Below are 24,494 nucleotides of genomic sequence, written 5' to 3'. Positions count from 1 at the left end.
ATTGTTGATAATCTTTTAAAAAACTAGGATAGAATAGTGTGCTAAAAATATTGAAATTTTAGAACAAAAGTATTTCTACTCTTCGGAAGTTTTCGTCTAATTCATGTTGAGTAGAGAAACCATCTTTATAATGAACAATAAAAAAGCGATAGATGTGAACCTATCGCTTCTGTATATTGAGCTATATTTGTTTGTTAAACTGTGACTCATGTAGATTTTTATAGTATCCGTTTTGGATTTCTAATAGGTCTTTATGCGTTCCTTTTTCTACTATTTTACCTTTATCCATTACGATGATTTGATCAGCGTTTACTATCGTTGCTAATCGGTGTGCTATAATGATAGACGTTCTATCTTTAGTTAGATAGTCAGTCGCTTTCTGTAATAACTCTTCTGAATGCGTATCGATAGAAGAGGTGGCCTCATCTAGTATCAGAATACTAGGGTTACTAACATACGCACGTAAGAAAGCGATCAGCTGGCGCTGTCCAGATGATAGCATGACACCGCGTTCTTTCACATTATAATCATACCCACCAGGGAGTTGTAAGATGAAGTCGTGTATCCCTATTTTCTTAGCAGCTTGGATGACAATTTCTCTTGTGATGCTCTTATCGTGTAGCGTAATATTGTTATATATCGTGTCACTAAATAAGAATACATCTTGAAGTACTACTGCTACTTGTTTGCGCAGTGTAGCCAGTTTATAGTCATTGATATTAATACCATCGATACAGATCGTACCACTGTCTATATCGTAGAATCTATTTAATAGATTGATGATAGTAGACTTACCAGCACCAGAACTTCCCACGATCGCAATAGTGCTACCAGGTGCTATATCTAGGTTAATCCCTTTCAGTACTTCTGTTCCTTCGATATAACTAAAGCGAACATCTTTTAGCTCTATTTTACCGTCAAACTGTGGAGCAGTGACTGTTCCGCTATCATCTATTTGTTCTTCCGTTTCTAATACTTCGAATACACGCTCTGCTGCGATAATCCCCATTTGCATGACATTAAACTTATCAGCTATCTGTCTCAATGGGTTAAATAGCATGGTGATCAACATCGTATAAGCGAATAAATCTCCGAAAGAAGTTAGGTTGTCCCCTTGTACGATAGACATCCCTCCATACCAAATCACAAAACCAAGTGTAAGAGAAGATACGATATCTGCTATCGGAAAGAAGATAGAGTTATACAGAATATTCTTTAGCCAAGCTACATTGTGCTTATGGTTAATCTCCTTGAATTTTTCGTATTCTATTTCTTCTCTCGTAAAGAGTTGTACGATCTTCATTCCGGTTAATCGCTCTTGTACGAATGTATTTAGATTAGATATCTGTGTACGCACTTCTTGGAACGCAGTTTTCATGTGTCGTTGGAACTCTCGCGTAGCATATAATAGAATAGGCATAGCTATCAGTACGATACAGCTCAACTTCCAGTTCATATAGAACATGATACACAGTACCACGAACATCTTTAGTAAGTCACTGACGATCATAAAGAGCCCTTGACTGAAGATACTAGCGATAGATTCTATGTCAGAGACTGCACGTGTCACTAATTTTCCTACGGGTTCGTTATCGAAATAGCGCATTCTGAAGTTGATGATTTTATCAAATAGTTTCTCTCGAATGTCTTTTACGATATCTTGTCCTAACCAGTTCGCCCAATAGGTAAAGAAGAATTGTGAAGATACTTCTAGTACGAGTACTAATCCCATCAGTAGGATATAGAGTAAGAGTCCAGATTGATCTTGTTTCTGTACGTATTCGTCTACAGTTATCTTTAGCATATACGGACGTATGGCAGCGAATATAGAAAGGGAAATCGCAAATACAACTACCCAATTAAATCGCTTTTGATACGGCTTAGTATATTGTAATAATTTCTGTAGAGATAATGATTTTAGTTTTTTCATAAGTAAGGGTAACTAACTTGAGTTAAATAAAGACCTTTTCCAGGTACAGAAAAGCCAGCTTTGCCTCTGTCTTTACTTTCTATTATCGTTCTGAAGTCATCTAGTGTTATTTTTTCAAGTCCTACATTGACTAAGGTACCCACTATCGCTCTGACCATATTGCGGAGGAAGCGATTAGCAGATATGGTGAATACTAGTCTGTTATCAGGTAGAATGTCCCAATGTGCTTTATAAATAGTACAATTAAAGGTGAATACATCTGTATGTGTCTTAGAGAAACATTCAAAGTCTTCATACTCAAATAAGATTTGAGCAGCTTGATTCATTAATGCTACATTCAGTGGTCTAAAGTGGTAGTAGCTACCCGCGTTACAGAACGCATCTTTATACTGATGAATGTGATACTCGTAGGTACGTGCCGTCGCATCGAAGCGTGCGTGGGCATCATCTGCTACGGTATGTATATTATAAATAACAATGTCTTCAGGTAAAAAAGAATTCATTCGTTGTACTAAAGAATCTTTGTCAAAAGGTAACTCGTGATCAAAGTGTGCATACATCTGCTTAGCATGTACTCCAGCATCTGTTCTACCTGCTCCCACTAGCTCTATAGTGGTGCGTAGTAGGGTAGAGATTGCTTTAGTCAGTACTTCCTGTACTGATATAGCATCAGGTTGTAATTGCCATCCGTGATAATGTGTTCCGTTATATGCGAATTCTAAAAAGTATCTCAATGTAATTCTCTTTGTTTTGTAAAACGCAAATATACTTTAAAATCGGGACTAGGTAGTTGATGTTATTATAAAATTAGGAACTCATATTTTTAATAGAAGAACAAATAATTATCAAGTGAAAGGGCTAGATGAATTGCTATTCGTGTTAGGCAAGAATGAAAATTAGATTTATTTAGAGCTATTATGATAGAATAATGATCGTAGTTTGATAGTATAGTGATCGCATAGTATTATCCTTTTTTTATGTGACCACTATGCGATCACTATCCGACCACTATGCGATGACTTCAGAAAAAATCAATTTTTTGATCTTTCGTAATTGCGTGCTTAATGTGTATAACTCTACTGTGAGCAGTGCATTAGGCTGATGGCTCTGATAAAATTATGTTGATTATAGCAGAAAGACTAACTCTATGGACAGGTCAATTAACTCTATACGAAGTAAACAACGTTAAAACCAAGAGATAGTTTAGAATAATGTTTATTTTTACGACTTGACTTGTTGTAACAAGTAATTAACCCAATTAACCTAACTATATTAATAATGAAAAAACTACTAGTATTACTGGGCTTGTGTATAGGCTCTTATGTACAGGCACAGGATTTTAATCAATATTTTGAAGACAAAACATTGCGTCTAGATTATGTATTCGGAGGAAATAACGAGAGACAATTTATTTTGTTAGATGAATTAATCTCTTTGCCTTCATGGGCTGGGCGTACACATAACTTAGGAGAGAATGCCTTAAAAGGAAATGGACAAGTGCGTGTATATGATGAGCAAACAAATACATTAATCTATACCAATAGCTTCAGTACACTATTCCAAGAGTGGTTATCTACAGAGGAAGCACAGAAGAATACAAAAAGCTTTGAGAATGTGTTTTTAGTACCGTTTCCGAAAGATAATGTGCGTATAGAGCTAATACTCTTCGATGCGGATGGAAAAGAAAAAGATAAATTAGTACACCATGTGGATCCTAAAGATATATTAATCCATACTAAGGGAACTAAAGACGTAACTAAACATGAATATGTACATAAAGCGAAAGATAACGCTAAGGCAATCAATGTTGTATTCGTAGCAGAAGGATTTAAAGAAGAAGAAATGGGAAAATTTATGGATGCTGTAAAGGTGTCTATAGAACAATTATTAGCGCATAAGCCTTTCGATAAATTTGCTGATAATTTTAATTTTATTGCTGTACAGAGCGCTTCTAAAGACTCAGGGGTAAGTGTTCCAAGACAAGGAGATTGGAAAAAGACAGCTGTAGAGTCTAATTTTGATACTTTTTATTCGGAGCGTTATTTGACTACAAATAGAATTAAGAAGTTACATGATGTATTGGCAGGTATTCCTTATGAGCACATCATCATTCTTGCAAATACAGATGTGTATGGAGGAGGAGGAATCTATAATTCGTATACATTGACGACTACAGGACATAAGGATTTTAAACCTGTGGTAGTACACGAGTTTGGGCATAGTTTTGCAGGATTAGCAGATGAGTATTTTTATCCAAATGATGTGTTGAGTGATTTGATTTCTAATCAGACAGAACCTTGGGAGCAGAATATAACTACGTTAGTAGACTTTGATAGCAAGTGGAAAAAAATGCTTAAAAAGGGAACTCCGGTACCTACTTTAGAAAAAGACAGTAAGAAATACCCGTTAGGAGTATATGAAGGATTAGAAGGACGCAAGGTGTATAAAGGTACATTAGACTGTAGAATGAAAACGAATCAGTACCCAGAGTTCTGTCCTGTTTGTCAGAATGCAATAGAAGAATTAATTTTGTTTTATACAGAGTAATCATAGTATAGCCTCTCACTAAGAGAGGCTATCTTATTATAAATAGATACAGGTGAAAAAAATATTATTACTATCAGATACGCACGGCACTATAGATGAGTCTATTCTTAAGTATGTCAGACAGGCAGATGAGGTATGGCATGCAGGTGATATAGGAGACTTAGTAGTGACCGATACCATAAAGGCGTTAAAACCGCTTAGATGCGTATGGGGGAATATAGATGGTAAAGAGGCTCGACTAGAATTTTCAGAAGAGTTATTCTTTGATTGTGAAGGGATGAAAGTCTATATGATCCACATAGGGGGCTATCCTGGGAAGTATAGAGCTCAAGTAAAAGAGCGAATAAAGCTAGAAAAACCAGGCATCTATATCTGTGGGCACTCTCATATACTGAAGGTGCAGTATGATCAGATGATGGGAGTACTTCATCTAAATCCTGGTGCTGCCGGTATAAGTGGTTTTCATCAGGTACGTACGATGTTGCGTTTTGTGATAGATAATGGAACTATAAAGGATATGGAAATTATCGAATGGCCTAAAAACAAAAAAGCCGAACTCATATAGGTTCGGCTTTTTTAACGCACTAATAAACTAAGATGTTAGGTTTATCGTAAACGATCCACAGATTTTACGAGATCTTCATCCTTTTTAATGGCTCTGTTCGCTAAGACAAGGAACAGGATAGAAATAATAGGGAGGAACATCCCAATACCTTTCTCAGAAATAGCTTCCGCAGTTTCTCCAGATACTGTTAGTGTACGATATACAAATAATCCTAATAGTATAAAGTTTGATATTATATTCAATCTATTAATTACAAACTGTCTCTTTCTATTTTTATACCCCATAATAGCTACTACAGTAAGAGCAGTAGATAATCCAAATAGGATAGTAGATGAAGGCATCATCATGAAATAGATAGGTTCATTCGCACCATTTGTCCATAATGGGAAGAAAAAAGGTAGCACTCCCATAATGATAAAAACAAGAATCAAATAAACAGTCTGTATTCTCTGTAACATAATTGTAAAAATGTATGAAGTACAAAAATAGTGTTTCTTTTTTATAAAAACCTATTGTTTATAAAATTTTATTCGTAATATTGCATCAGTACTGTCGTAAGTTCTTCATAATACGACAATTCTATTTTAAATTTCCATTCTTATTTAAAATTACACAACTCAATATTTTTATAATCTATAAACATTTATATGTTTGAAATTTCCGAACTAAAAAAAATGAAGGTCGCAGATCTTCAGGAGATTGCTAAAAAAGCAAAAATTGCTAAGGTGGCTTCTTTGAAAAAAGACGAACTTATAGGGCAGATATTAGAACATCAACAAGCGACAAATGCAGAGGGAAAAAAAGCACCTGTAAAAGCTAAACCTGTGGATAAAGCTCCTTTAGAGGAAAAGAAGGCTCCTGCAGTGGCTAAAAAAGTAGCTGTAGATAATGCTAATAACGATGTAAAAACAGATAAAATAGCTAATCAAAATACAACTCCTACTACTGAGAAATCAAAAAGACCTAGACTAGGTAAACCTAATGAGGATGAGGGTAAGGTAGAGAGTAAAGTGGAACAGGCTTCTCGTGTTTTAGCTGATAATGCGCAACGCAAAACATCTCAGCACAGAAATGAAGAAGTTCCTGCGAAACAAGAACAGAAGAAAGAAACCGTAAGTGAATCAACTGCTGAAGAAAAAGTAGGTTCTACAAACGAAAATAGAAGGGATTTCAAAAAGAGACAATCTGATAATAATAGACGTGATGGACAAAAACGTGATTTTAAATCTCGTCAACAACAATCACAACCAAAGAATAATACTTCTACTGAAGGAGGTAATGCTACAGCAGTAGATAGAGAGCCTGTAACGAAAGAGGAAGTGTCTACTGTAGACAATACTACTACGCAACAGTCTGAAAACGACAATCAAAAAAGAAATAACAATCAACAGAATAGAAATAATAACAACAAAAAGAATAATTTCAGAGAACCTGATTATGAATTTGATGGTATTATAGAGAGTGAAGGGGTATTAGAGATGATGCCTGATGGATATGGATTCTTGCGTTCTGCGGATTACAACTATTTATCATCTCCGGATGATATTTATTTATCTCAGTCACAGATTAGATTATTTGGTCTTAAGACTGGTGATACAGTAAAAGGAGTGGTGCGCCCTCCAAAAGAAGGAGAGAAGTTCTTCCCATTAGTAAAGGTGTTAAAAATTAATGGTCATGACCCTCAGTCTGTTAGAGATAGAGTTTCTTTTGAGCATTTGACTCCTTTGTTCCCGAATGAAAAATTTAATCTAGATGCGAAGAGTAGTACTATTTCTACCCGTCTAATGGATATGTTTGCTCCTATCGGTAAAGGGCAACGTGGTATGATCGTAGCTCAACCAAAGACAGGTAAGACTGTTCTTTTAAAGGATGTAGCGAATGCTATCGCTGCTAATCACCCTGAGGCATACTTAATCGTATTACTTATAGATGAGCGTCCTGAAGAGGTGACAGATATGCAACGTAGTGTGAATGCTGAGGTAATTGCTTCTACATTCGACGAACCAGCAGAAAGACATGTGAAGGTAGCTAATATCGTATTAGAGAAAGCAAAGAGATTAGTAGAGTGCGGTCATGATGTAGTAATCTTATTAGACTCTATCACGCGTTTAGCAAGAGCTTATAATACTGTACAGCCAGCATCTGGAAAGGTGTTAAGTGGAGGGGTAGATGCTAATGCATTACAAAAACCAAAACGTTTCTTCGGAGCGGCTCGTAATATAGAAAATGGAGGATCTCTTAGTATTATTGCTACAGCTTTAGTGGATACGGGATCTAAAATGGACGAGGTGATTTTCGAAGAATTTAAAGGCACTGGTAATATGGAGTTACAGCTAGATCGTAAGTTGGCAAATAAACGTATTTTCCCTGCGATAGATATTACTTCATCTAGTACACGTAGAGATGATTTATTATTAAACGAATGGGAGCTTAAGCGTGCTCTTATGGTTAGAAGATATATAGATGATATGAACTCTGTAGAAGCGATGACATCTATCATTGACAATGTGAAAAATACTACGAATAATGACGAGGTATTAAAAACATTAAGCAAGTAAAATAACCTGTATGTATATTGGAAAAGAGGACATTTATAATTTATAAGTGTTCTCTTTTTTTTTATGATTAATTTCTTAAATATTATGTAAATGTGTAATTTTCAATATAAAATGTTTTGAGAATAAAACAAAAGTTGTTTCTTTGACTCAGTTTTAATGACAGAAGAAATGACGATATAAAGAGAAGTCAGTAGTAGAATGCTGTATTGGTTTTTGTCTAGTTGTTTTTTGTCAGAGTATAGGGTGTAAAAGAAGAAGATTATGTATGAACTAACAATATTTATAGTAGTAGCTATACTAGCCTATTTTATCGTTAGAAGGTTTTTCTCTATTAAGCGTTTTAATACCAAGGAAGAATATCTTCAATATAAACAGGAACAAGAGGAAATGTTGAGAGAAGAAGAAGAGGAATGGGACGATGATTTAATCGATAAAAAGAGTTTTGACTTCTTATTTATAGGAGTTGTGGCAACTGTGTTATTTTTGGTCTGTGGTCTTTTTACAGGTAATCCATTCTATTTTGTTTTGATGATTTTCGTTATTACAGCGATATTATTCCTACATTTTTTACCGTCTAAAGGAGATTTTTAAAGTTTTATTTGTTTGTAATACTCTCTGTGGTATTAGATATAGACTCACTTTTGATTTGTTTTTCTCTTATAGATTCAAATAAATATTACCTAAGAAATGAAAGAAGCTAAGGTTTTGGTAGAAAAGATCTAATAAAAGAGATGTTAAAATTATTTTTTTTCAAATCATTAAACGATTAATAGTAAGAAAGTTAAAAAATAGAGGTGAAAATTAATTGATATTTTTTTATTGCTGGGTTTGTATTTACAGAATATCGTCCTATATTTGCACTCGCAATTAAGCAATAGGCCACGTGGCGCAACTGAATAGCGCATCTGATTACGGCTCAGAAGGTTGCAGGTTTGAATCCTGCCGTGGTCACTAAAGTCTTGATTTGAATCAAGACTGTGATAGAAATAAATAAAAGAATTAATGGCCGCGTGGCGCAACTGAATAGCGCATCTGATTACGGCTCAGAAGGTTGCAGGTTTGAATCCTGCCGCGGTCACTAAAAGCTTCTCATTTGAGAAGCTTTTTTTATTTATATGTATTTTTGTAGAAGAATCTTTACTATAATGGGATGACTAAGAAAGAGAACTATTTTAGATATTGGTGGAAGTCAAGTAATGAACATGGGGTACACTCTCCATTTATATTTAATTTACTGACTAAAGGATTATATCCTAAAGATAGCAGATGGAGAGGAATGGCTAAGAAAGATGCTTTTATGTTGCGCATGCTAAGCTATTATCAACCTCAGTCTCTTGCTGTACATGGAGTCTTATCTGTGGAGGTGGCTTGTGCTGAATCACTGAATGAATCTTCTGATGTAGTAGATATGATCTATATGTCTAGTGTTAATGACGTCGATATAACTAAACTACGTACTCGAATGCATAATGATAGCGTCCTTGTGATTGATAGAAGAGAAGGACGAGAAGATGTGGAGGCTTTATGGAAACAGATTGTGTTAGATGAAGGCTTCAGTGCTACGGTAGATTTCTATTATTACGGTGTGGCATTTGTTAGATCAGAGCAATTAAAACAACATTTTATTCTACGTATGTAATAGTTTCTATCAGATAGTTAGCACGTAGATGTATTATTTCTAGTAATTTATTTATCTTAGAAGAGTCTTTCAGATCGTCAGAAAAGATAATGAACTAAAAGCATAACTAAACTATCTATTATGTCTACTCATATTATTCAAATAAAAGATATTAAACGCGATTTTAAATTAGGCTCTGAAACAGTATATGTGTTGAAAGGTGTAAATTTAGAAATAGCAAAAGGAGATTATGTTGCTCTAATGGGACCCTCAGGAAGCGGCAAGTCTACCTTGATGAATATATTGGGGTGCTTAGATACACCTACTTCGGGTAGCTATTACCTAGATGGTAAAGATGTTAGTGCTCTAAAAGATGATCAATTAGCAGAGATTCGAAATAAGCATATCGGTTTTGTATTCCAGACTTTTAATTTATTGCCTAGAACGACTGCGTTAGACAATGTGGCGCTACCTATGGTATATGCTGGTAATTCTAAAGCAGAACGCAATGCGCGTGCAAAAGAAGTACTAGATCAGGTGGGATTAAGTGATCGTATAGATCATCATCCTAATCAACTCTCAGGAGGGCAGAGGCAACGTGTAGCTGTAGCTCGTGCTCTAGTGAATAAACCAGCTATTATATTAGCTGATGAGCCAACAGGAAATTTAGATACTAAGACTTCTGTAGAAATAATGAGTCTATTCGATGAAATACATGCGAATGGAAATACAGTTATACTAGTAACACATGAAGAAGATATAGCTGCGCATGCACATCGCATCATTAGACTTAGAGATGGTGTGATAGAAAGTGATGAACGTATTAAGTAGACGTTGATATTTGATGTTTAAAAGTAACTAGCTTTAGGGATAGCATTGTTTTATTTAGTGAGTATAAGTCTTCAACTAGAAATAATAGCTATTTGATTAGAGAATAAATATTATACAATTCTTTTTTTGTTGTACTTTGTGAGTTAATTAAACCAAGAACAATATTATGAAAGTATATACAAAAACTGGAGATAAGGGAACAACAGCGTTATTTGGCGGTACACGTGTGCCAAAACATCATATCAGAATAGAAAGTTATGGTACTGTAGATGAATTGAATTCGTATATCGGTTTAATCCGCGATCAAGAGATGAATCCCTTGTATAAAAAAGTATTGATAGAGATTCAGGATAGATTATTCACTGTGGGAGCTATATTAGCAACTGATCCAGAGAAAGCAATTTTGAAAAATGGAAAAGAAAGACTAAATATTCCAAAAATAAGTGTGGCGGATATAGAGCTGTTAGAAAATGAAATTGACCGTATGGAAGAATCATTACCACAGATGACTCATTTCGTTTTGCCAGGTGGACATACTACTGTGTCATATTGTCATATTGCAAGATGTGTTTGTCGTAGAGCAGAGCGTTTGTCAGTGAGTCTGAATGAGTCAGAGCCTGTAGACGAGTCAGTTTTAAAATATTTAAACCGACTTTCTGACTATCTTTTTGTGTTGGCACGAAAGTTGACTTTTGATTTACAGGCTGAAGAAGTGAAATGGATTCCAAGAAAAGAAGACTAAAAAAGTGTTATTTTTCTTAAAATCTGTAGATTTTAAAAAGCTACGTTCTTGAAAACAGCTGAAATAAATAAAAAAAAGCTTGATAATTTCATAATAAAAATTATTTTTGCATTAAAAATTTAAAACGAATAGAGATGTATTGGACATTAGAATTAGCATCTTACCTAAGTGATGCTCCATGGCCTGCGACGAAAGATGAGCTTATTGATTATGCAATTAGAACAGGTGCTCCTCTAGAGGTAGTAGAAAACCTTCAATCTATAGAAGATGAGGGAGAGATCTATGAATCAATGGAAGAGATATGGCCAGACTATCCGACTGACGAAGATTACCTTTGGAACGAGGATGAGTATTAAGATATAGATAAGAAAAAAGCCTCTAAAAAGGCTTTTTTTTTATTTAATTTTACGATTTGACAGTAATAAAAAAATAAACCACATAAATTTATGAGTATCATAAACAGCATATTAAAGGTGTTTGTAGGAGATAAATCAGAAAGAGATATCAAAGACATCAAGCCTTTAATTGAGAAAATAAAAACGTATGAAGGAGCTTTATCTAGCCTTTCAAACGATGAACTAAGAGCGAAAACAATTTACTTCAAAGAAAAGATACAGCAGTCTAGAGCAGATCAAGATGCTAAAATCGCTTCTTATAAAGAAGAAATTGAGAAAACGCAAGATATCGATAAGAGAGAGTCTATCTACGCTAGCATTGATAGCTTAGAAAAAGAGGCTTATAACAACTCTGAGAAATTGCTATTGGATATTCTACCAGAGGCATTCGCAGTAGTAAAAGAAACAGCTCGTCGATTCAAAGAAAATGAAACAGTAATCGTTACTGCAACAGAACAAGATAGAATCTTCGCAGAGACTAAACCTTATGTGACTATCGTAGAGGATAAGGCACACTGGGCTAATACCTGGTCTGCAGCAGGAAAACAAGTTACTTGGGACATGATTCACTATGATGTACAGTTAATCGGGGGAATCGTATTACACCAAGGTAAAATTGCAGAGATGCATACAGGGGAAGGGAAAACATTAGTAGCAACTTCACCATTGTACTTGAATGCATTAACAGGAAATGGAGTTCACTTAGTAACAGTGAATGATTACTTAGCAAAACGTGATAGTCAGTGGAAAGCTCCATTGTTCGAGTTCCACGGAATGACTGTTGATTGTATTGATAATCACCAACCAAACTCTCCAGGTAGAAAAGCGGCTTATGCAGCAGATATTACATACGGTACAAATAACGAATTCGGTTTTGATTACCTACGTGATAATATGGCACATACTCCAGAAGAATTAGTACAGAGAAAACACAACTTTGCAATCGTGGATGAGGTGGATTCTGTATTAATCGATGATGCTAGAACGCCATTGATTATTTCTGGACCTGTACCGCAAGGAGATCGTCATGAATTTAATGAATTAAAACCAGAAGTAGCTAACCTAGTAGAAATGCAAAGAAAGCTAGCTAACGGATTCTTAGCAGAAGCTAAAAAATTAATTCGTGAAGGAAATACTAAAGAAGGTGGATTCTTATTGTTTAGAGCATATAGAAGTTTACCTAAGAATAAAGCGTTAATTAAGTTCTTAAGTGAAGAAGGAGTAAAACAATTACTTCAAAAAACAGAGAACTACTATATGCAGGATAACAATAGAGAAATGCATAAAGTAGATGAGGCTTTATACTTCGTGATCGAAGAAAAGAATAATCAAGTACAGTTAACGGACTTAGGTATTCAATTCTTATCAAAAGATACAGATCAAAACTTCTTTGTACTTCCAGATATCGGTGTTGAAATCGCTAAGATCGAAGCGCTAAACTTATCTAAGGATGAAGAGGCTGAAGCAAAAGAAGTATTGTTCCAAGACTTCGGAGTGAAAAGTGAGCGTATCCACACTTTAAGCCAGTTATTAAAAGCTTATACTCTATTCGAAAAAGATACAGAGTATGTAGTAATGGATAACAAAATTATGATCGTAGATGAGCAAACAGGACGTATCATGGATGGACGTCGTTACTCAGATGGATTACACCAAGCTATCGAGGCTAAAGAGAATGTGAAAATTGAAGCAGCTACTCAAACATTTGCTACAATTACATTACAGAACTACTTCCGTATGTATAACAAACTAGGAGGTATGACTGGTACGGCGATTACAGAAGCAGGTGAGTTCTTACAGATTTATAAATTAGACGTTGTAGAGATTCCTACAAATAGAGGTATTGCTCGTCATGATAAAGAAGATAAGATTTATCGTTCGGTACGTGAGAAATTTAAAGCAGTAATCGAGGATGTAGTAGAGTTATCAAATGCTGGACGTCCAGTGTTGATCGGTACAACATCAGTTGAAATTTCTGAGTTATTAAGTAGATCATTGAAAATGCGTGGTATTAGACACAATGTGTTGAATGCTAAATTGCATAAACAAGAGGCTCAAATCGTAGAAGAAGCAGGACAATCAGGTATCGTAACTATTGCTACAAACATGGCAGGTCGTGGTACGGATATTAAGCTTTCTCAAGAAGTAAAAGACTTAGGAGGTCTTGCTATCATCGGTACTGAGCGCCATGACTCTCGTCGTGTAGACCGTCAGTTAAGAGGTCGTGCAGGTCGTCAAGGGGATCCAGGTAGCTCACAGTTCTATGTGTCACTTGAAGATAACTTGATGCGTCTATTCGGATCTGACCGTGTAGCTAAATTAATGGATAGAATGGGATTAGAGGATGGAGAAGTTATCCAACACTCTATGATGACAAAGTCTATAGAAAGAGCTCAGAAAAAAGTAGAAGAGAATAACTTCGGTATTCGTAAGCGTTTATTAGAATATGATGACGTAATGAATGCACAACGTGAAGTAATCTATAAACGTAGAAAGCATGCCTTATTCGGAGAGCGCCTTAAAGTGGATATCGCGAATATGATGTATGACCTATGTGAGCGTATTGTAGAAACTAACAAATTAGCTAGTGACTATAAAAATTACGAATTTGATATTATCCGTAATTTCGGTACGAACAATGTAGTTAGTGAAGAAGAATTTGCAAAAGGCGATGTAGTTGCTATCGCTAATAAGCAATACGATATCGTTTATAATGCTTATGCTGATAAATGTAAACGTAGTGCAACAGAAGCATTCAAAGTGATCAAAAATGTTTATGAGAACAATGCAGGTCAGTTTGAGCGTATCGTAGTTCCTTTTACAGACGGTGTTAAAACGATTAATATCGTAACTAACTTAGAAGAAGCTTATGCTACTGAAGGAATGTCATTAATTAATGATTTTGAGAAAAACATTACTTTGACTATCCTAGATGAGGCATGGAAGAAGCATTTAAGAAAAATGGATGAATTAAAGCAATCTGTTCAGTTAGCTGTGCATGAGCAAAAAGATCCATTGTTAATCTATAAATTCGAAGCATTTGAATTATTTAGAAAAACTATTTTCGAGGTTGATTCTGAGGTAATGACATTCTTGACTAGAGCAGATTTACCACAACAAGAACAACCAGCAGAAGAGGTATCTGAAGCTTAAAAATAAATATGTCATTATAAATGATGTGAAATAAAAAAGACGTGTTTTAAGCACGTCTTTTTTCGTTTCTATAGATTTGTAGTTAGGAATGTTAAATGGTTTTATACAGTACTAAATGCATGAATACGGAATGCTATGGTATGTGCAAATAAAAAAGGATTGACATACGTCAATCCTTTTTGTAATTTTAAATATATTGGAATATTACTTTTCAGTAGTCATTTCTAATTGGAAAACTAAATCAGTGTTAGGAGGGATAGGACCAACTCCACGTTCTCCGTAAGCTAAATGAGCAGGGATAAAGATAATTGCTTTGTCTCCTATTTTCATTTGTTCTATTCCTTCAATGAAACCAGGTATTAAACCTGTTTTAGTACCATATTTAAAAGGAATTGGAATATATTGATTAGCGTTAGCTCTTCTTTGATCAAAAGTACCGAAAAGCTTAGATAATTCCTCGTTGCTTGAATCAAACATAAGTCCATTTTCAAAGAATCCTGCGTAATCAATCATAACGTCTTGTCCGATATTAGGCTTTTTCCCTTCTCCTTCGTTAATGATAACATAAGATAGACCAGAGTGTGTTTTAGTAGCTTTTGCTTTTAATTCTGCGAATTTAGAAGCGTATTCTTTTTGGGCACCTTCTACTTTGTCTGCTTGATCCTTTTTAGCTTTGTCAGCGTCTTCAAAGTATTTTTTAAACACTTTAACTGCGTTGAATTTTTTAGCTTCTTTTCCTACTCTAATGATTTTTACAGACTCCATCTTGTCTCCTTGAGTGATAGCGTTAACAATGTCAAGACCTTTTACAGTATATCCAAAAACTGAATGCATTCCATCTAAATGTGGAGTAGCTTTATGTGTAATAAAGAATTGACTTCCGTTCGTAAAAGGACCACTGTTAGCCATAGATAAAGTACCTGCTTTATCATGTTTTAAACTTGGGTCAAACTCGTCTTTAAATACATATCCAGGTCCACCAGAACCTGTACCTGTAGGATCTCCACCTTGTATAACAAAATTAGGTTCTACTCTATGGAAAGTAATACCGTCAAAATAAGGTTTGTCTTTATATTGTTTATCAACAAAAGGGTTATTACCTTCTGCTAATGAAACGAAATTAGCAACTGTTACTGGTGCTTTTTCATATTCTAGTTCTACAACGATATTGCCTTTTGATGTTTTGATATCAGCATATAAACCATCTGGTAAATCTGTTTTCGCTGAAGTACAAGAAGCAGCTAATGCTACAATACTTAGAATTAAACTTGTCATTTTTTTCATATTATTTTAGTTACTTTTTTCTATTGATTTTAGATCTATAGTGAATATTAATGGTTGGTTTTTACCTATTTTGTTTCTGTCTCCTAGATAACTATACGCTAAGATAGAAGGACTAAGTACTTTTATAGACTCATTTTTTTTCATGAGTTTTATAGAGTGTCTTAATATAGGAAGGATGTCTTCTTTATCTACTACATAAGATAGTACCCCTATATCATTAGTAGAATATAATAAACTATCTTTTAATGTACTAACTTCGTAAGTGTACATGATAGTATTACCTTCTGACGGTCTGATAGAGTCATGTATTTTTCTTTCTTTATAACTGTACCAAAAACCGTTTTTAGAATTTATATATGTGTTTTCTTTATCTGTTTCTATGTATTGGCTTATGAGTTCTTCTTCACTTTTAACCATATCCATATTTTTCAAAGCAGAGCTTTGTATAATACTTTCTTTTGACTTCGATATCGGTTTTCTTGCTTCTTTATCTTGATTACAACTAGTAGCAAAAACAGCAAATAATGCTAAACTTAGAAACTGAATAGATTTATACATAGAATTCTTTTTTATGCTTTTTAATGATGTCTGTAAATCTTGTTATGGTATCTTCTAAAGATAAGGTTGATTTACCACCCGCTGCATTTACATGTCCTCCACCTTCGAAATATTTACGAGCTAGTTGGTTCACATCCATATTACCTTGTGATCTTAGTGATATTTTTACAATTCCTTCATCTTTTCTTTCAATAAAGAAAAAGGTTAAATCAATTCCTTTTATCGATAAACCATAGTTAACAAAACCTTCTGTATCTCCTTTTTGATGTTGGAATTCATTAAGTTCTTTATCAGTTAGGAATATATATGATGTGTTATATTCTGGTAAAATAACCATGTTTTGTAACGCTTTACCTAACAACTGTAATCTGTTATAATTACTATTGTCGAATAAAGCATTGTGTATAGCAGGGTTGTCTATTCCTTTATCTATAAGTTCTGCTATAACACGATGGGTGTTAGCGTTTGTTTTAGGAAATCTAAATGATCCAGAATCAGTTACAATGCCTGTATATATACAAGTAGCAGCATCTTTATCAACTAAATGAGTTAGTTTTAATCCTTGTATAATAGTATATAGTAGTTCGCATGTAGATCCAAATTCAGGGTTAGAGAAGGTTAATGCAGCATAGTCACCAGGCATTTGGTGATGATCTATCATTACAAATGGAGCGGTCATTTTTTCAAGAACTTTTTCCATTTCTTCCCCTGTTCTTAATAGAATATTAAAATCTAATGTGAATATGTAATCACTAGAAGAAAGAATCTGATTAGCTAGTTCTTTTTTCTTATCAAAGATTATAATGTCTTCACTGGCTGGCATCCAAGCAAGGAAGTGAGGAAAGTCATTAGGAGATATAATATATGCTTCGTGTCCTAAAGCTTTTAAAACATGATATAATCCTAAGGTAGAACCAATGGCATCACCATCAGGGTTTCTATGAGGGATAATACTTATCTTTTTTGGCGAGCTTAAAATAGATTGAAGCTGCTCTATATATTTTTCATTCATCATGTTGCGAAAATACATTATTTTAAGAATATTAAATAATGATATCTAAGTTTAAATGATAAAAAGTTACGTTAAAGAATGAATGATATTATTGAGCTAATGCTTTTAGTTCGTTTTTGTCTTTTAGAATGATCTTTTTACCAGATAATTCTATTATACCATCTTTTTTAAGTTCTGATAATAAGCGAATACAACTTTCTGTAGCAGTACCTACCATATTAGCAAGATCTTCTCTAGATAGTTGAATATTCAGGGCATTATTTTCAGGATTAATCCCTCCAACTTCTTCTAGTTTTAGAAGTATGATAGCAAGTCGTTCTTTAACTGTTTTGTGTGTGTGGTCAGCTAAGCCTTTATCTGCATCTTTTAAGTGGTTACAGATATCTCTGGTGACAAGTAGAGAGAACTTATTGTTATCTGTGAAGTATTCCATCATTTCTTTTTTAGGAATAAAACAGATTTGCATGTCTTCAATTGCTGTTGCAGTAAGATTTGATGTCTCTTCATTAATGATAGAGCGTTGTCCTAAAAGGTCACCATTTTTAGCAAGCTTAACAATTGTGTCTTTACCATTAGAGTTCAGTTTTGTCAATTTACAAAAACCGTCTTTGATACAAAATACGCCATTTAGGTTATCGCCTTCAGTAAAGATGGTTTCTCCTTTTTTTACGATAAAGTGCGTTTTAGTTTCAGATATTGTTAAAAGCTCTTCTCTAGTTAATGCTTTTAGAGAACTAAATTCTCTAATAATACACTGTTCACATCTGCCCATGACCAAGTAGTTTTGTTAAAATAACTCTACAAATATAGTGATTTTTTATGATAAATGTCATATATTCTCCATTATTAAACGTAGACCTTTGGTATAGGTAAAATGAGCAATAATTTATGGATAAGAATAAGTGTTATCACTGTGGTAATGAGGTGACTACTTTTAACCGCATTGACTTCGATGATAAAGAGTTTTGTTGTAATGGGTGTAAGACAGTTTATGAGATTTTTAGCGAGAATGATTTAAGCTGTTATTATGACATGGAGACTACTCCAGGTGCTACTCCAGAAGAAGCAAATGGGAAGTATGATTTTTTAGAAAAAACAGAAATTATTAACAAGCTTCTTGAGTTTAATGAGGGGACAACTAATATTGTTTCTTTATATATTCCACATATCCACTGTAGTTCTTGTATTTGGATATTAGAGAATCTGCATAGGCTAAATGAAGGAGTGATTAGGGTATTGGTTAATTTTCCTGAAAAGAAAGCGACTATTACATTTAATTCGGAAAAGGTATCTTTAAAAGAACTGGTGCTATTGTTAACTAAGATTGGTTATGAGCCTTATATAAGTTTGAAGAACTATGAAGATAAACCTCAGGCTATAGATAGAAGCTTAATTTATAAAATAGGAATAGCATTCTTTAGTTTTGGGAATGTTATGATGCTTTCTTTTCCAGAATATTTTAATATTGATGATATCTGGATGAGAGAATATAAGGATTTTTTTAGATGGCTTATATTACTTATTTCTTTACCTGTCTTTTTTTATTCAGCTTCTCCTTACCACTTAGCTGCTTGGAAAGGTATTAAAACAAAAAACTATACTATTGATATTCCTATGTCTTTAGGGATTATAGTTATGTTTATCCGTAGTACCATAGATATTATATTTGATTTAGGTCCTGGTTTTTTTGATAGTATGACTATGTTAGTTTTCTTTATGTTATTAGGGAAACTGTTTCAACAACGCACTTATAACTTCTTGTCTTTTGAAAGAGATTATAAATCCTATTTTCCTATTGCAATTACTAAGATTGGAGAGGATGGAGTAGAAGAACCTATTCAAGTCTATGAAGTTGTAAAAGGGGATCGTCTTCTGATTCGTAACCAAGAACTAGTACCTGTAGATTCAATATTAATTTCAGAATCAGCGTTTATTGACTATAGTTTTGTAACAGGTGAAGCTGTTCCTGTAGAAAAGAAATCAGGAGATAAAGTTTTTGCAGGAGGAAAACAAGTAGGAGACGTTATTGAGATAGAGGCAGTGAATACGGTTTCTCAAAGTTATCTAACTCAGTTATGGAGTAATGACGTCTTCCAGAAAAAAGTAGATATTAAGTATAAAACTATAACAGATACGATTAGTCATTATTTTACCCCTGTATTGTTGCTGATTTCTATATCTGCTTTTATAGGCTGGGCTTTTGTGGATATCAATGCTGCTTTTAATGTGTTTACAGCAATTCTAATCGTAGCCTGTCCTTGTGCGCTAGCTTTGACAGCTCCATTTACTTTAGGAAATGCTATTCGTATTTATGGTAGAAATAAGTTCTATTTAAAAAATGTTACTGTCGTAGAACAAATGGCAAAGGTAAATACCATTGTGTTTGATAAAACGGGTACGATTACTACCAATGCAAGTTCAACTATACAGTATGTGGGAGAAGAGCTGTCTAAAGAAGAACAAGGTGATATTCGAAATATTATTAGAGCATCTAATCATCCCTTGAGCAGGAAACTGTATAATTTTTTGTCTACAAAGGTGGTTGTTAAACCAGAGATGTTTGAAGAAATACCAGGAAAAGGACTGTTAGGTACAATAAATAAGAATAGTTATCTAATAGGATCTCCTGGTTTATTAGGAATTCAAAGTGAGCAAGTATTAAATGAAACAGCAGTTCATATACAAATTAATGGGGAGTACAAAGGGAAGTTTGTATTTGCTAATCACTATAGAGAAGGTATTACAGAATTGTTTGAAAATTTAACAAATATAGGATATAAATTAGTTATTCTATCGGGGGATAATGATGGTGAGAGAAAGGTGTTGGAAAAACTTCTTCCTAGCTCTACTTCGTTGGTTTTTAATCAGAAACCAGAAGAGAAATTGGAATATATCAAAAAAATACAAGAAGAAGGAGGAAATGTAATGATGGTAGGGGATGGTTTAAATGATGCAGGTGCATTAGCTCAAAGTAATGTAGGAGTATCTGTTTCTGAGAATGTTAATGTTTTTACTCCTGCAAGTGATGCTATTCTAGATGCGAAAATGTTTAAATATTTAAAATCGTTCTTAAATTATTCAAAGAAATCTGTTAAAATTATCAAATTAAGTTATATCTTAGCTTTGAGCTATAATGTGATTGGTATTACAGTGTCTATAATGAACAAAATGTCTCCATTAGTAGCGGCTATATTAATGCCAATAAGCACTGTTTCTATAATAAGCTTTGTAACAATTATGAGTAATTATTTTGCAAGGAGAATTATAAAGAAAGATTAAGATAAAAAGCCAAATATGATAGTTATCATGTTTTAAGGTATTAGATAATGTTAATTTTGACAAGTAAATATTAGGTATGAGTGTTATATATTTCTTAATTAGTATCAGTGTAGTAGTAGCTGGTATATTTCTATACTTATTTATACGGTCAGTAAAAAGCGGTCAATTTGATGACGCGTATACACCTTCAGTGCGTATGCTTTTTGATGACGAAGTGAAAATCACTTCAAAAGAGAAGAAAGAAAAAAAAACAGATAATAAACAAAAAGAAAATCAAATATAAACAACTATGGAAGTGCAACAATTTTATTATGACAACAAAATTGTAAAGAAATTTCTTTATGCTTCAATATTTTTTGGAGCTGTCGGAATGCTTGTAGGATTAGTTTTAGCAGTGATGTTTATATTTCCTAACTTAACAGATGGAATATCTTGGTTGAGTTTCGGGAGATTGCGTCCATTGCATACTAATGCTGTGATTTTTGCGTTCGTTGGTAACGCAATTTTCGGAGGAATATACTATTCTTTACAAAGGTTATGTAAAGCCAGAATGTACAGTGACTTTTTAAGTAATCTTCACTTTTACGGATGGCAATTAATTTTAATTGGTGCTGTAATTACCTTACCATTAGGTTTTACAACATCGAAAGAGTATGCTGAATTAGAGTGGCCTATTGATATTGCGATTGCAGTGATTTGGGTAACATTCGGTGTTAATATGATTATGACGATTATCAAAAGAAGAGAGCGTCATATTTATGTTGCAATATGGTTCTACTTAGCGACTTTTGTTACCGTAGCAGTATTACATATCTTTAACTCATTAGAGTTACCTGTAAGTGCATTTAAATCTTACTCTGTGTATGCAGGGGTGCAAGATGCATTAGTACAGTGGTGGTATGGACATAATGCGGTAGCATTCTTTTTAACTACACCTTTCTTAGGGTTAATGTATTATTATTTGCCAAAAGCAGCGAATAGACCAGTTTATTCTTATAGACTATCTATTATTCACTTCTGGTCTTTAATTTTCTTATACATCTGGGCAGGTCCTCACCACTTATTGTATTCAGCATTACCAGAATGGGCTCAAAACTTAGGAGTTGTGTTCTCAGTAATGTTAATTGCACCATCTTGGGGAGGTATGATCAACGGTCTTTTAACTCTTCGTGGAGTTTGGGATAAAGTAAGAGTTGATCCAGTATTAAAATTCTTCGTAGTAGGTATTACAGGATACGGTATGGCTACTTTTGAAGGACCAATGTTATCTCTTAAAAACGTAAACGCTATTGCTCACTATACTGACTGGATCGTAGCTCACGTACACGTTGGAGCGTTAGCTTGGAACGGATTCATGACATTTGGTATGGTGTACTGGTTAATTCCTAGAATGGTTAAAACAGAGCTTTATTCTAAAGCAGCTGCTAACTTCCACTTCTGGATTGGTACATTAGGTATTATCTTATATACTATTCCATTATATGTGGCAGGTTTCTCTCAACACTTAATGTGGAAAGACTTTAACCCTGATGGAACTTTAAAATATGGTAACTTCTTAGAGACAGTTACAGCTATTATGCCAATGTATGCAATGCGTGCTATTGGAGGTACATTATATTTAGCAGGGGTATTAGTATTGATTTATAATATCTATAAAACTGTAAAAGCTGGTCAACCAGTTCAAGATGAATTAGCTGAAGCACCGGCATTACAAAGAATTTCTGCTGGTAGATTAAAAGGAGAAGGATGGCATACTCATTTAGAGAGAAGACCTATTCAGTTTACTATTTTAACTACAGTAGCTATCTTAATTGGAGGATTGGTACAGATTGTTCCTACGATATTTGTTAAGTCAAATATTCCTACAATTACAAGTGTTAAACCATATACTCCTCTAGAATTAGAAGGTCGTGACCTATATATTAGAGAAGGTTGTGTGGGATGTCACTCACAAATGATTCGTCCTTTCCGTTCAGAAGTTGAAAGATATGGTGAGTACTCAAAATCAGGTGAATATGTTTACGATCACCCATTCTTATGGGGTTCTAAGAGAACAGGTCCAGATTTATTTAGAGTAGGAGGTAAATATTCTGATAGTTGGCATTATAACCACATGTATGACCCTCAGTCAACATCTCCAAATTCAATCATGCCTGGATATAAATGGTTATTTGCTAATAAAAATGCAGACTATTCAAACATAGAAACTAAAATGAGTGTGATGAGAACTTTAGGAGTTCCATATACAGATGAGGATATTGCTAACGCAAAAGCTTCTATAAAAGCACAATCTGAAGAGATTGCTAAGAATTTAGAAGGAGATCCTGACTATGTTAAGTCATACGAGGATAGTAAAAAACGTGCACAAGCAAAAGGTGAAGAGTTTATACCTATGAGTGATCGTGAGATCGTAGCAGTGATTGCTTATCTACAACGTTTAGGTACCGACATTAAAAAGGTAGAAGAATAATATTTTAAAATGAATCAATATGCTAAAATTCATTAAACATAATATGGAAACAATAGGTGGAGTGGAGATATTCCCTATTATATCACTTATTATTTTCTTTACATTCTTTGTTGGACTTTTCGTGTGGGTTGCTACTTATAAGAAAGACACAATAGAAGAATTGAGCAATATGCCATTCATGGATGATGAAGAGCACAATGTTGATAGTAATTCACGAAAATTATGAAAAAGTTTTTTCCAGTATATGTAAGAGTTCCTCTTCTATTTGCTATTTTCTTTTTAGCGATAGAATGGTTAGTAGGGGGGGATAGTGATAAACCGGCTTTTGTAGAACATCCCGTTGTTCTAATATTATTAGGTTTATTCTTGTTCGCATTGATTGCTGTTGAAATTGTAGCATCTGCAACAAACAAGATTTTGGATCGCTTAATGACTCCTGAAGAGAGAGCTCTAAAACAAAAAGAAGCTAGTCGTCCATTAAGAGATGCCCCTTGGGTAAAACGCTTAATGCAAAAATTGACTAACACTAAAACAATTGAGCAAGAAGGCGATATCATGATGGATCATGATTATGATGGAATTAAAGAGTTAGATAATGATTTACCACCATGGTGGGTTGGACTTTTCTATGTAACTGCAATTTTTGCTGTAATCTATATGTTGAGATATCACGTATTTGATGCAGATAATCAAGTTGCCGAGTTTGAAAAAGAAATGATAGCTGCTAAAGAACAAGTTGAGGAGTACAAGAAAAATGCTCCTGACATGTTAACAGCGGATCAAGCAGTATTCTCTGACGATCCAACTGTATTAGCTGCTGGTAAAGCACTTTTTGATACTAACTGTGCTGTGTGTCATAAGAATGATGGTGGTGGAGCTATCGGACCTAACTTAACTGACGACCATTGGATATTAGGAGGAGGTATGAAAAATGTCTTCAATACAATTTCTGAAGGTGGACGTCCTGGAAAAGGAATGGTGCCTTGGAAGTCAAATTTCAAACCATCTGAAATTGAAAAGTTAGCTTCTTATGTTATTTCTCTTAATGGTACAGTTCCAGCAGAGGCTAAAGCTCCGGAAGGAGATATCGTATGGTCTAAAGCAGAATTGACAAAAGGAGATGCATCAGAAGAAGGTGTGAAAGAAGAAACTTCTGAAGAGGTTGCTGTAGACGCAGAAACTGTTGAAGTAAAGAATTAAAATAATATAGTCTATGCTAACTTATTAGTATAGACTGGTAAAAAGAATAGAGGGCTAAGGTTGACAATTTAGCCCTCTTTTATACCAATTATTTTCTATTAATTAAGGGGTGTTGACTTATTTAGCTTATTGTTGTTAATAAAGGTGTTATATGTAGTATTATTATCATAAAAACAATGCATATTGAGAGCTTTTTTCGTACCTTTCTAGTATAGAAAAGTTTATGTCTGTCAAGGTTCTATTTAGTTGTTAAATGAAGACTTGGTAGAGTTAAACTGTTTAAAGGAGTAGGTATTTAGAAGTGATTATGCTTTTTGGAGCTTGATAAATATAGATGTTGATTTAACAGTAG

At 34.1% G+C, this 24,494-nt stretch carries 21 protein-coding genes and 2 tRNA genes; 16 read left to right on the top strand and 7 right to left on the bottom strand.

The features are described 5' to 3' along the window. Window positions 1–181 precede the first annotated feature (181 nt). Window positions 182–1,930 carry an ABC transporter ATP-binding protein gene (locus HX049_RS03095; protein WP_286413973.1) on the bottom strand — a complete coding sequence of 583 codons (1,749 nt, stop codon included), beginning with the start codon at window positions 1,928–1,930 and terminating at the stop codon, window positions 182–184. Continuing rightward, a complete protein-coding gene (gene truA / locus HX049_RS03090; protein WP_286413971.1) occupies window positions 1,927–2,664 on the bottom strand; it encodes a tRNA pseudouridine(38-40) synthase TruA in 738 nt (245 codons plus the stop codon). Before truA ends, HX049_RS03095 begins: the two co-directional genes overlap by 4 nt. A gap of 544 nt (window positions 2,665–3,208) precedes the next feature. Between truA and HX049_RS03085 the strand changes: the two genes are divergently transcribed. Both HX049_RS03085 and HX049_RS03080 read left to right on the top strand, forming a co-directional pair. Then, window positions 3,209–4,477, top strand: a complete 1,269-nt coding sequence (locus HX049_RS03085) for a M64 family metallopeptidase (RefSeq protein WP_286413968.1) — start codon at window positions 3,209–3,211, stop codon at window positions 4,475–4,477. Window positions 4,478–4,529: 52 nt separating this feature from the next. Further along, complete coding sequence (locus HX049_RS03080) at window positions 4,530–5,042, top strand: metallophosphoesterase family protein (protein ID WP_286413967.1); 513 nt, start codon at window positions 4,530–4,532, stop codon at window positions 5,040–5,042. A gap of 41 nt (window positions 5,043–5,083) precedes the next feature. Here the strand turns inward: HX049_RS03080 and HX049_RS03075 are convergent, their stop codons facing one another. Further along, complete coding sequence (locus tag HX049_RS03075) at window positions 5,084–5,500, bottom strand: DUF4293 domain-containing protein (protein ID WP_286413966.1); 417 nt, start codon at window positions 5,498–5,500, stop codon at window positions 5,084–5,086. 189 nt (window positions 5,501–5,689) lie between these two features. On the opposite strand from HX049_RS03075, the gene rho reads away from it, so the two are divergent. The 9 genes from rho (at window position 5,690) to secA (ending at window position 14,339) form a co-directional block, all read left to right on the top strand. Continuing rightward, the gene (rho, locus tag HX049_RS03070; protein ID WP_286413965.1) at window positions 5,690–7,600 is read left to right on the top strand and encodes a transcription termination factor Rho; all 1,911 of its coding nucleotides are present in this window, start codon (window positions 5,690–5,692) and stop codon (window positions 7,598–7,600) included. Between the two features lie 261 nt (window positions 7,601–7,861). Further along, the gene (locus HX049_RS03065) at window positions 7,862–8,191 is read left to right on the top strand and encodes a hypothetical protein (protein WP_286413963.1); all 330 of its coding nucleotides are present in this window, start codon (window positions 7,862–7,864) and stop codon (window positions 8,189–8,191) included. A 286-nt stretch (window positions 8,192–8,477) separates the two neighbouring features. After that, window positions 8,478–8,551: transfer RNA gene (locus HX049_RS03060), tRNA-Arg, on the top strand. 53 nt (window positions 8,552–8,604) lie between these two features. Then, window positions 8,605–8,678, top strand: a tRNA-Arg gene (locus HX049_RS03055). A gap of 72 nt (window positions 8,679–8,750) precedes the next feature. Beyond that, window positions 8,751–9,239 carry a hypothetical protein gene (locus HX049_RS03050; protein WP_286413961.1) on the top strand — a complete coding sequence of 163 codons (489 nt, stop codon included), beginning with the start codon at window positions 8,751–8,753 and terminating at the stop codon, window positions 9,237–9,239. Between the two features lie 120 nt (window positions 9,240–9,359). Beyond that, complete coding sequence (locus tag HX049_RS03045) at window positions 9,360–10,049, top strand: ABC transporter ATP-binding protein (RefSeq protein ID WP_286413959.1); 690 nt, start codon at window positions 9,360–9,362, stop codon at window positions 10,047–10,049. A gap of 166 nt (window positions 10,050–10,215) precedes the next feature. Further along, entirely contained in the window at window positions 10,216–10,791 is a 576-nt protein-coding gene (locus tag HX049_RS03040) for a cob(I)yrinic acid a,c-diamide adenosyltransferase (protein ID WP_286413957.1), read from the top strand. 134 nt (window positions 10,792–10,925) lie between these two features. Continuing rightward, complete coding sequence (locus HX049_RS03035; RefSeq protein ID WP_002986941.1) at window positions 10,926–11,147, top strand: DUF2795 domain-containing protein; 222 nt, start codon at window positions 10,926–10,928, stop codon at window positions 11,145–11,147. A gap of 90 nt (window positions 11,148–11,237) precedes the next feature. Then, window positions 11,238–14,339 (top strand): preprotein translocase subunit SecA, encoded by a 3,102-nt coding sequence (gene secA, locus HX049_RS03030; protein ID WP_286413956.1) that lies wholly within the window; start codon window positions 11,238–11,240, stop codon window positions 14,337–14,339. 204 nt (window positions 14,340–14,543) lie between these two features. On the opposite strand, the gene HX049_RS03025 is transcribed toward secA, so the two are convergent. The 4 genes from HX049_RS03025 to HX049_RS03010 all read right to left on the bottom strand — a co-directional run bounded on the left by HX049_RS03025 (window position 14,544) and on the right by HX049_RS03010 (window position 17,965). Further along, on the bottom strand, window positions 14,544–15,623 hold the full coding sequence (locus tag HX049_RS03025; protein WP_286413955.1) for a peptidylprolyl isomerase: 1,080 nt from the start codon (window positions 15,621–15,623) through the stop codon (window positions 14,544–14,546). A gap of 6 nt (window positions 15,624–15,629) precedes the next feature. Then, complete coding sequence (gene gldI, locus HX049_RS03020) at window positions 15,630–16,181, bottom strand: gliding motility-associated peptidyl-prolyl isomerase GldI (protein ID WP_286413952.1); 552 nt, start codon at window positions 16,179–16,181, stop codon at window positions 15,630–15,632. After that, a complete protein-coding gene (locus HX049_RS03015; RefSeq protein WP_286413950.1) occupies window positions 16,174–17,196 on the bottom strand; it encodes a DHH family phosphoesterase in 1,023 nt (340 codons plus the stop codon). The genes gldI and HX049_RS03015 overlap by 8 nt, the downstream gene beginning before the upstream one ends. Before the next feature lie 85 nt (window positions 17,197–17,281). Further along, window positions 17,282–17,965, bottom strand: a complete 684-nt coding sequence (locus HX049_RS03010) for a Crp/Fnr family transcriptional regulator (protein WP_041889350.1) — start codon at window positions 17,963–17,965, stop codon at window positions 17,282–17,284. Between the two features lie 116 nt (window positions 17,966–18,081). Here HX049_RS03010 and HX049_RS03005 point away from each other — a divergent pair, with 116 nt between their 5' ends. The 5 genes from HX049_RS03005 (at window position 18,082) to HX049_RS02985 (ending at window position 24,142) form a co-directional block, all read left to right on the top strand. Further along, a complete protein-coding gene (locus HX049_RS03005; RefSeq protein WP_286413947.1) occupies window positions 18,082–20,472 on the top strand; it encodes a heavy metal translocating P-type ATPase in 2,391 nt (796 codons plus the stop codon). Between the two features lie 76 nt (window positions 20,473–20,548). Next, a complete protein-coding gene (gene ccoS, locus HX049_RS03000; RefSeq protein ID WP_286413943.1) occupies window positions 20,549–20,755 on the top strand; it encodes a cbb3-type cytochrome oxidase assembly protein CcoS in 207 nt (68 codons plus the stop codon). Between the two features lie 6 nt (window positions 20,756–20,761). Beyond that, entirely contained in the window at window positions 20,762–22,942 is a 2,181-nt protein-coding gene (ccoN, locus tag HX049_RS02995; RefSeq protein ID WP_286413941.1) for a cytochrome-c oxidase, cbb3-type subunit I, read from the top strand. Between the two features lie 19 nt (window positions 22,943–22,961). After that, window positions 22,962–23,168, top strand: coding sequence for a CcoQ/FixQ family Cbb3-type cytochrome c oxidase assembly chaperone (locus HX049_RS02990; protein WP_006257102.1), 207 nt, complete (start codon window positions 22,962–22,964; stop codon window positions 23,166–23,168). Then, window positions 23,165–24,142 carry a cbb3-type cytochrome c oxidase N-terminal domain-containing protein gene (locus tag HX049_RS02985; protein WP_286413938.1) on the top strand — a complete coding sequence of 326 codons (978 nt, stop codon included), beginning with the start codon at window positions 23,165–23,167 and terminating at the stop codon, window positions 24,140–24,142. The genes HX049_RS02990 and HX049_RS02985 overlap by 4 nt, the downstream gene beginning before the upstream one ends. Window positions 24,143–24,494 lie beyond the last annotated feature (352 nt).

It is taken from the genome of Myroides odoratimimus (assembly GCF_030326305.1).
Classification (GTDB): Bacteria; Bacteroidota; Bacteroidia; order Flavobacteriales; family Flavobacteriaceae; genus Flavobacterium; species Flavobacterium odoratimimum_A.
Note: the sequence above shows the minus strand (reverse complement) of the source record. Positions and strands in the feature narration are given on the sequence as shown.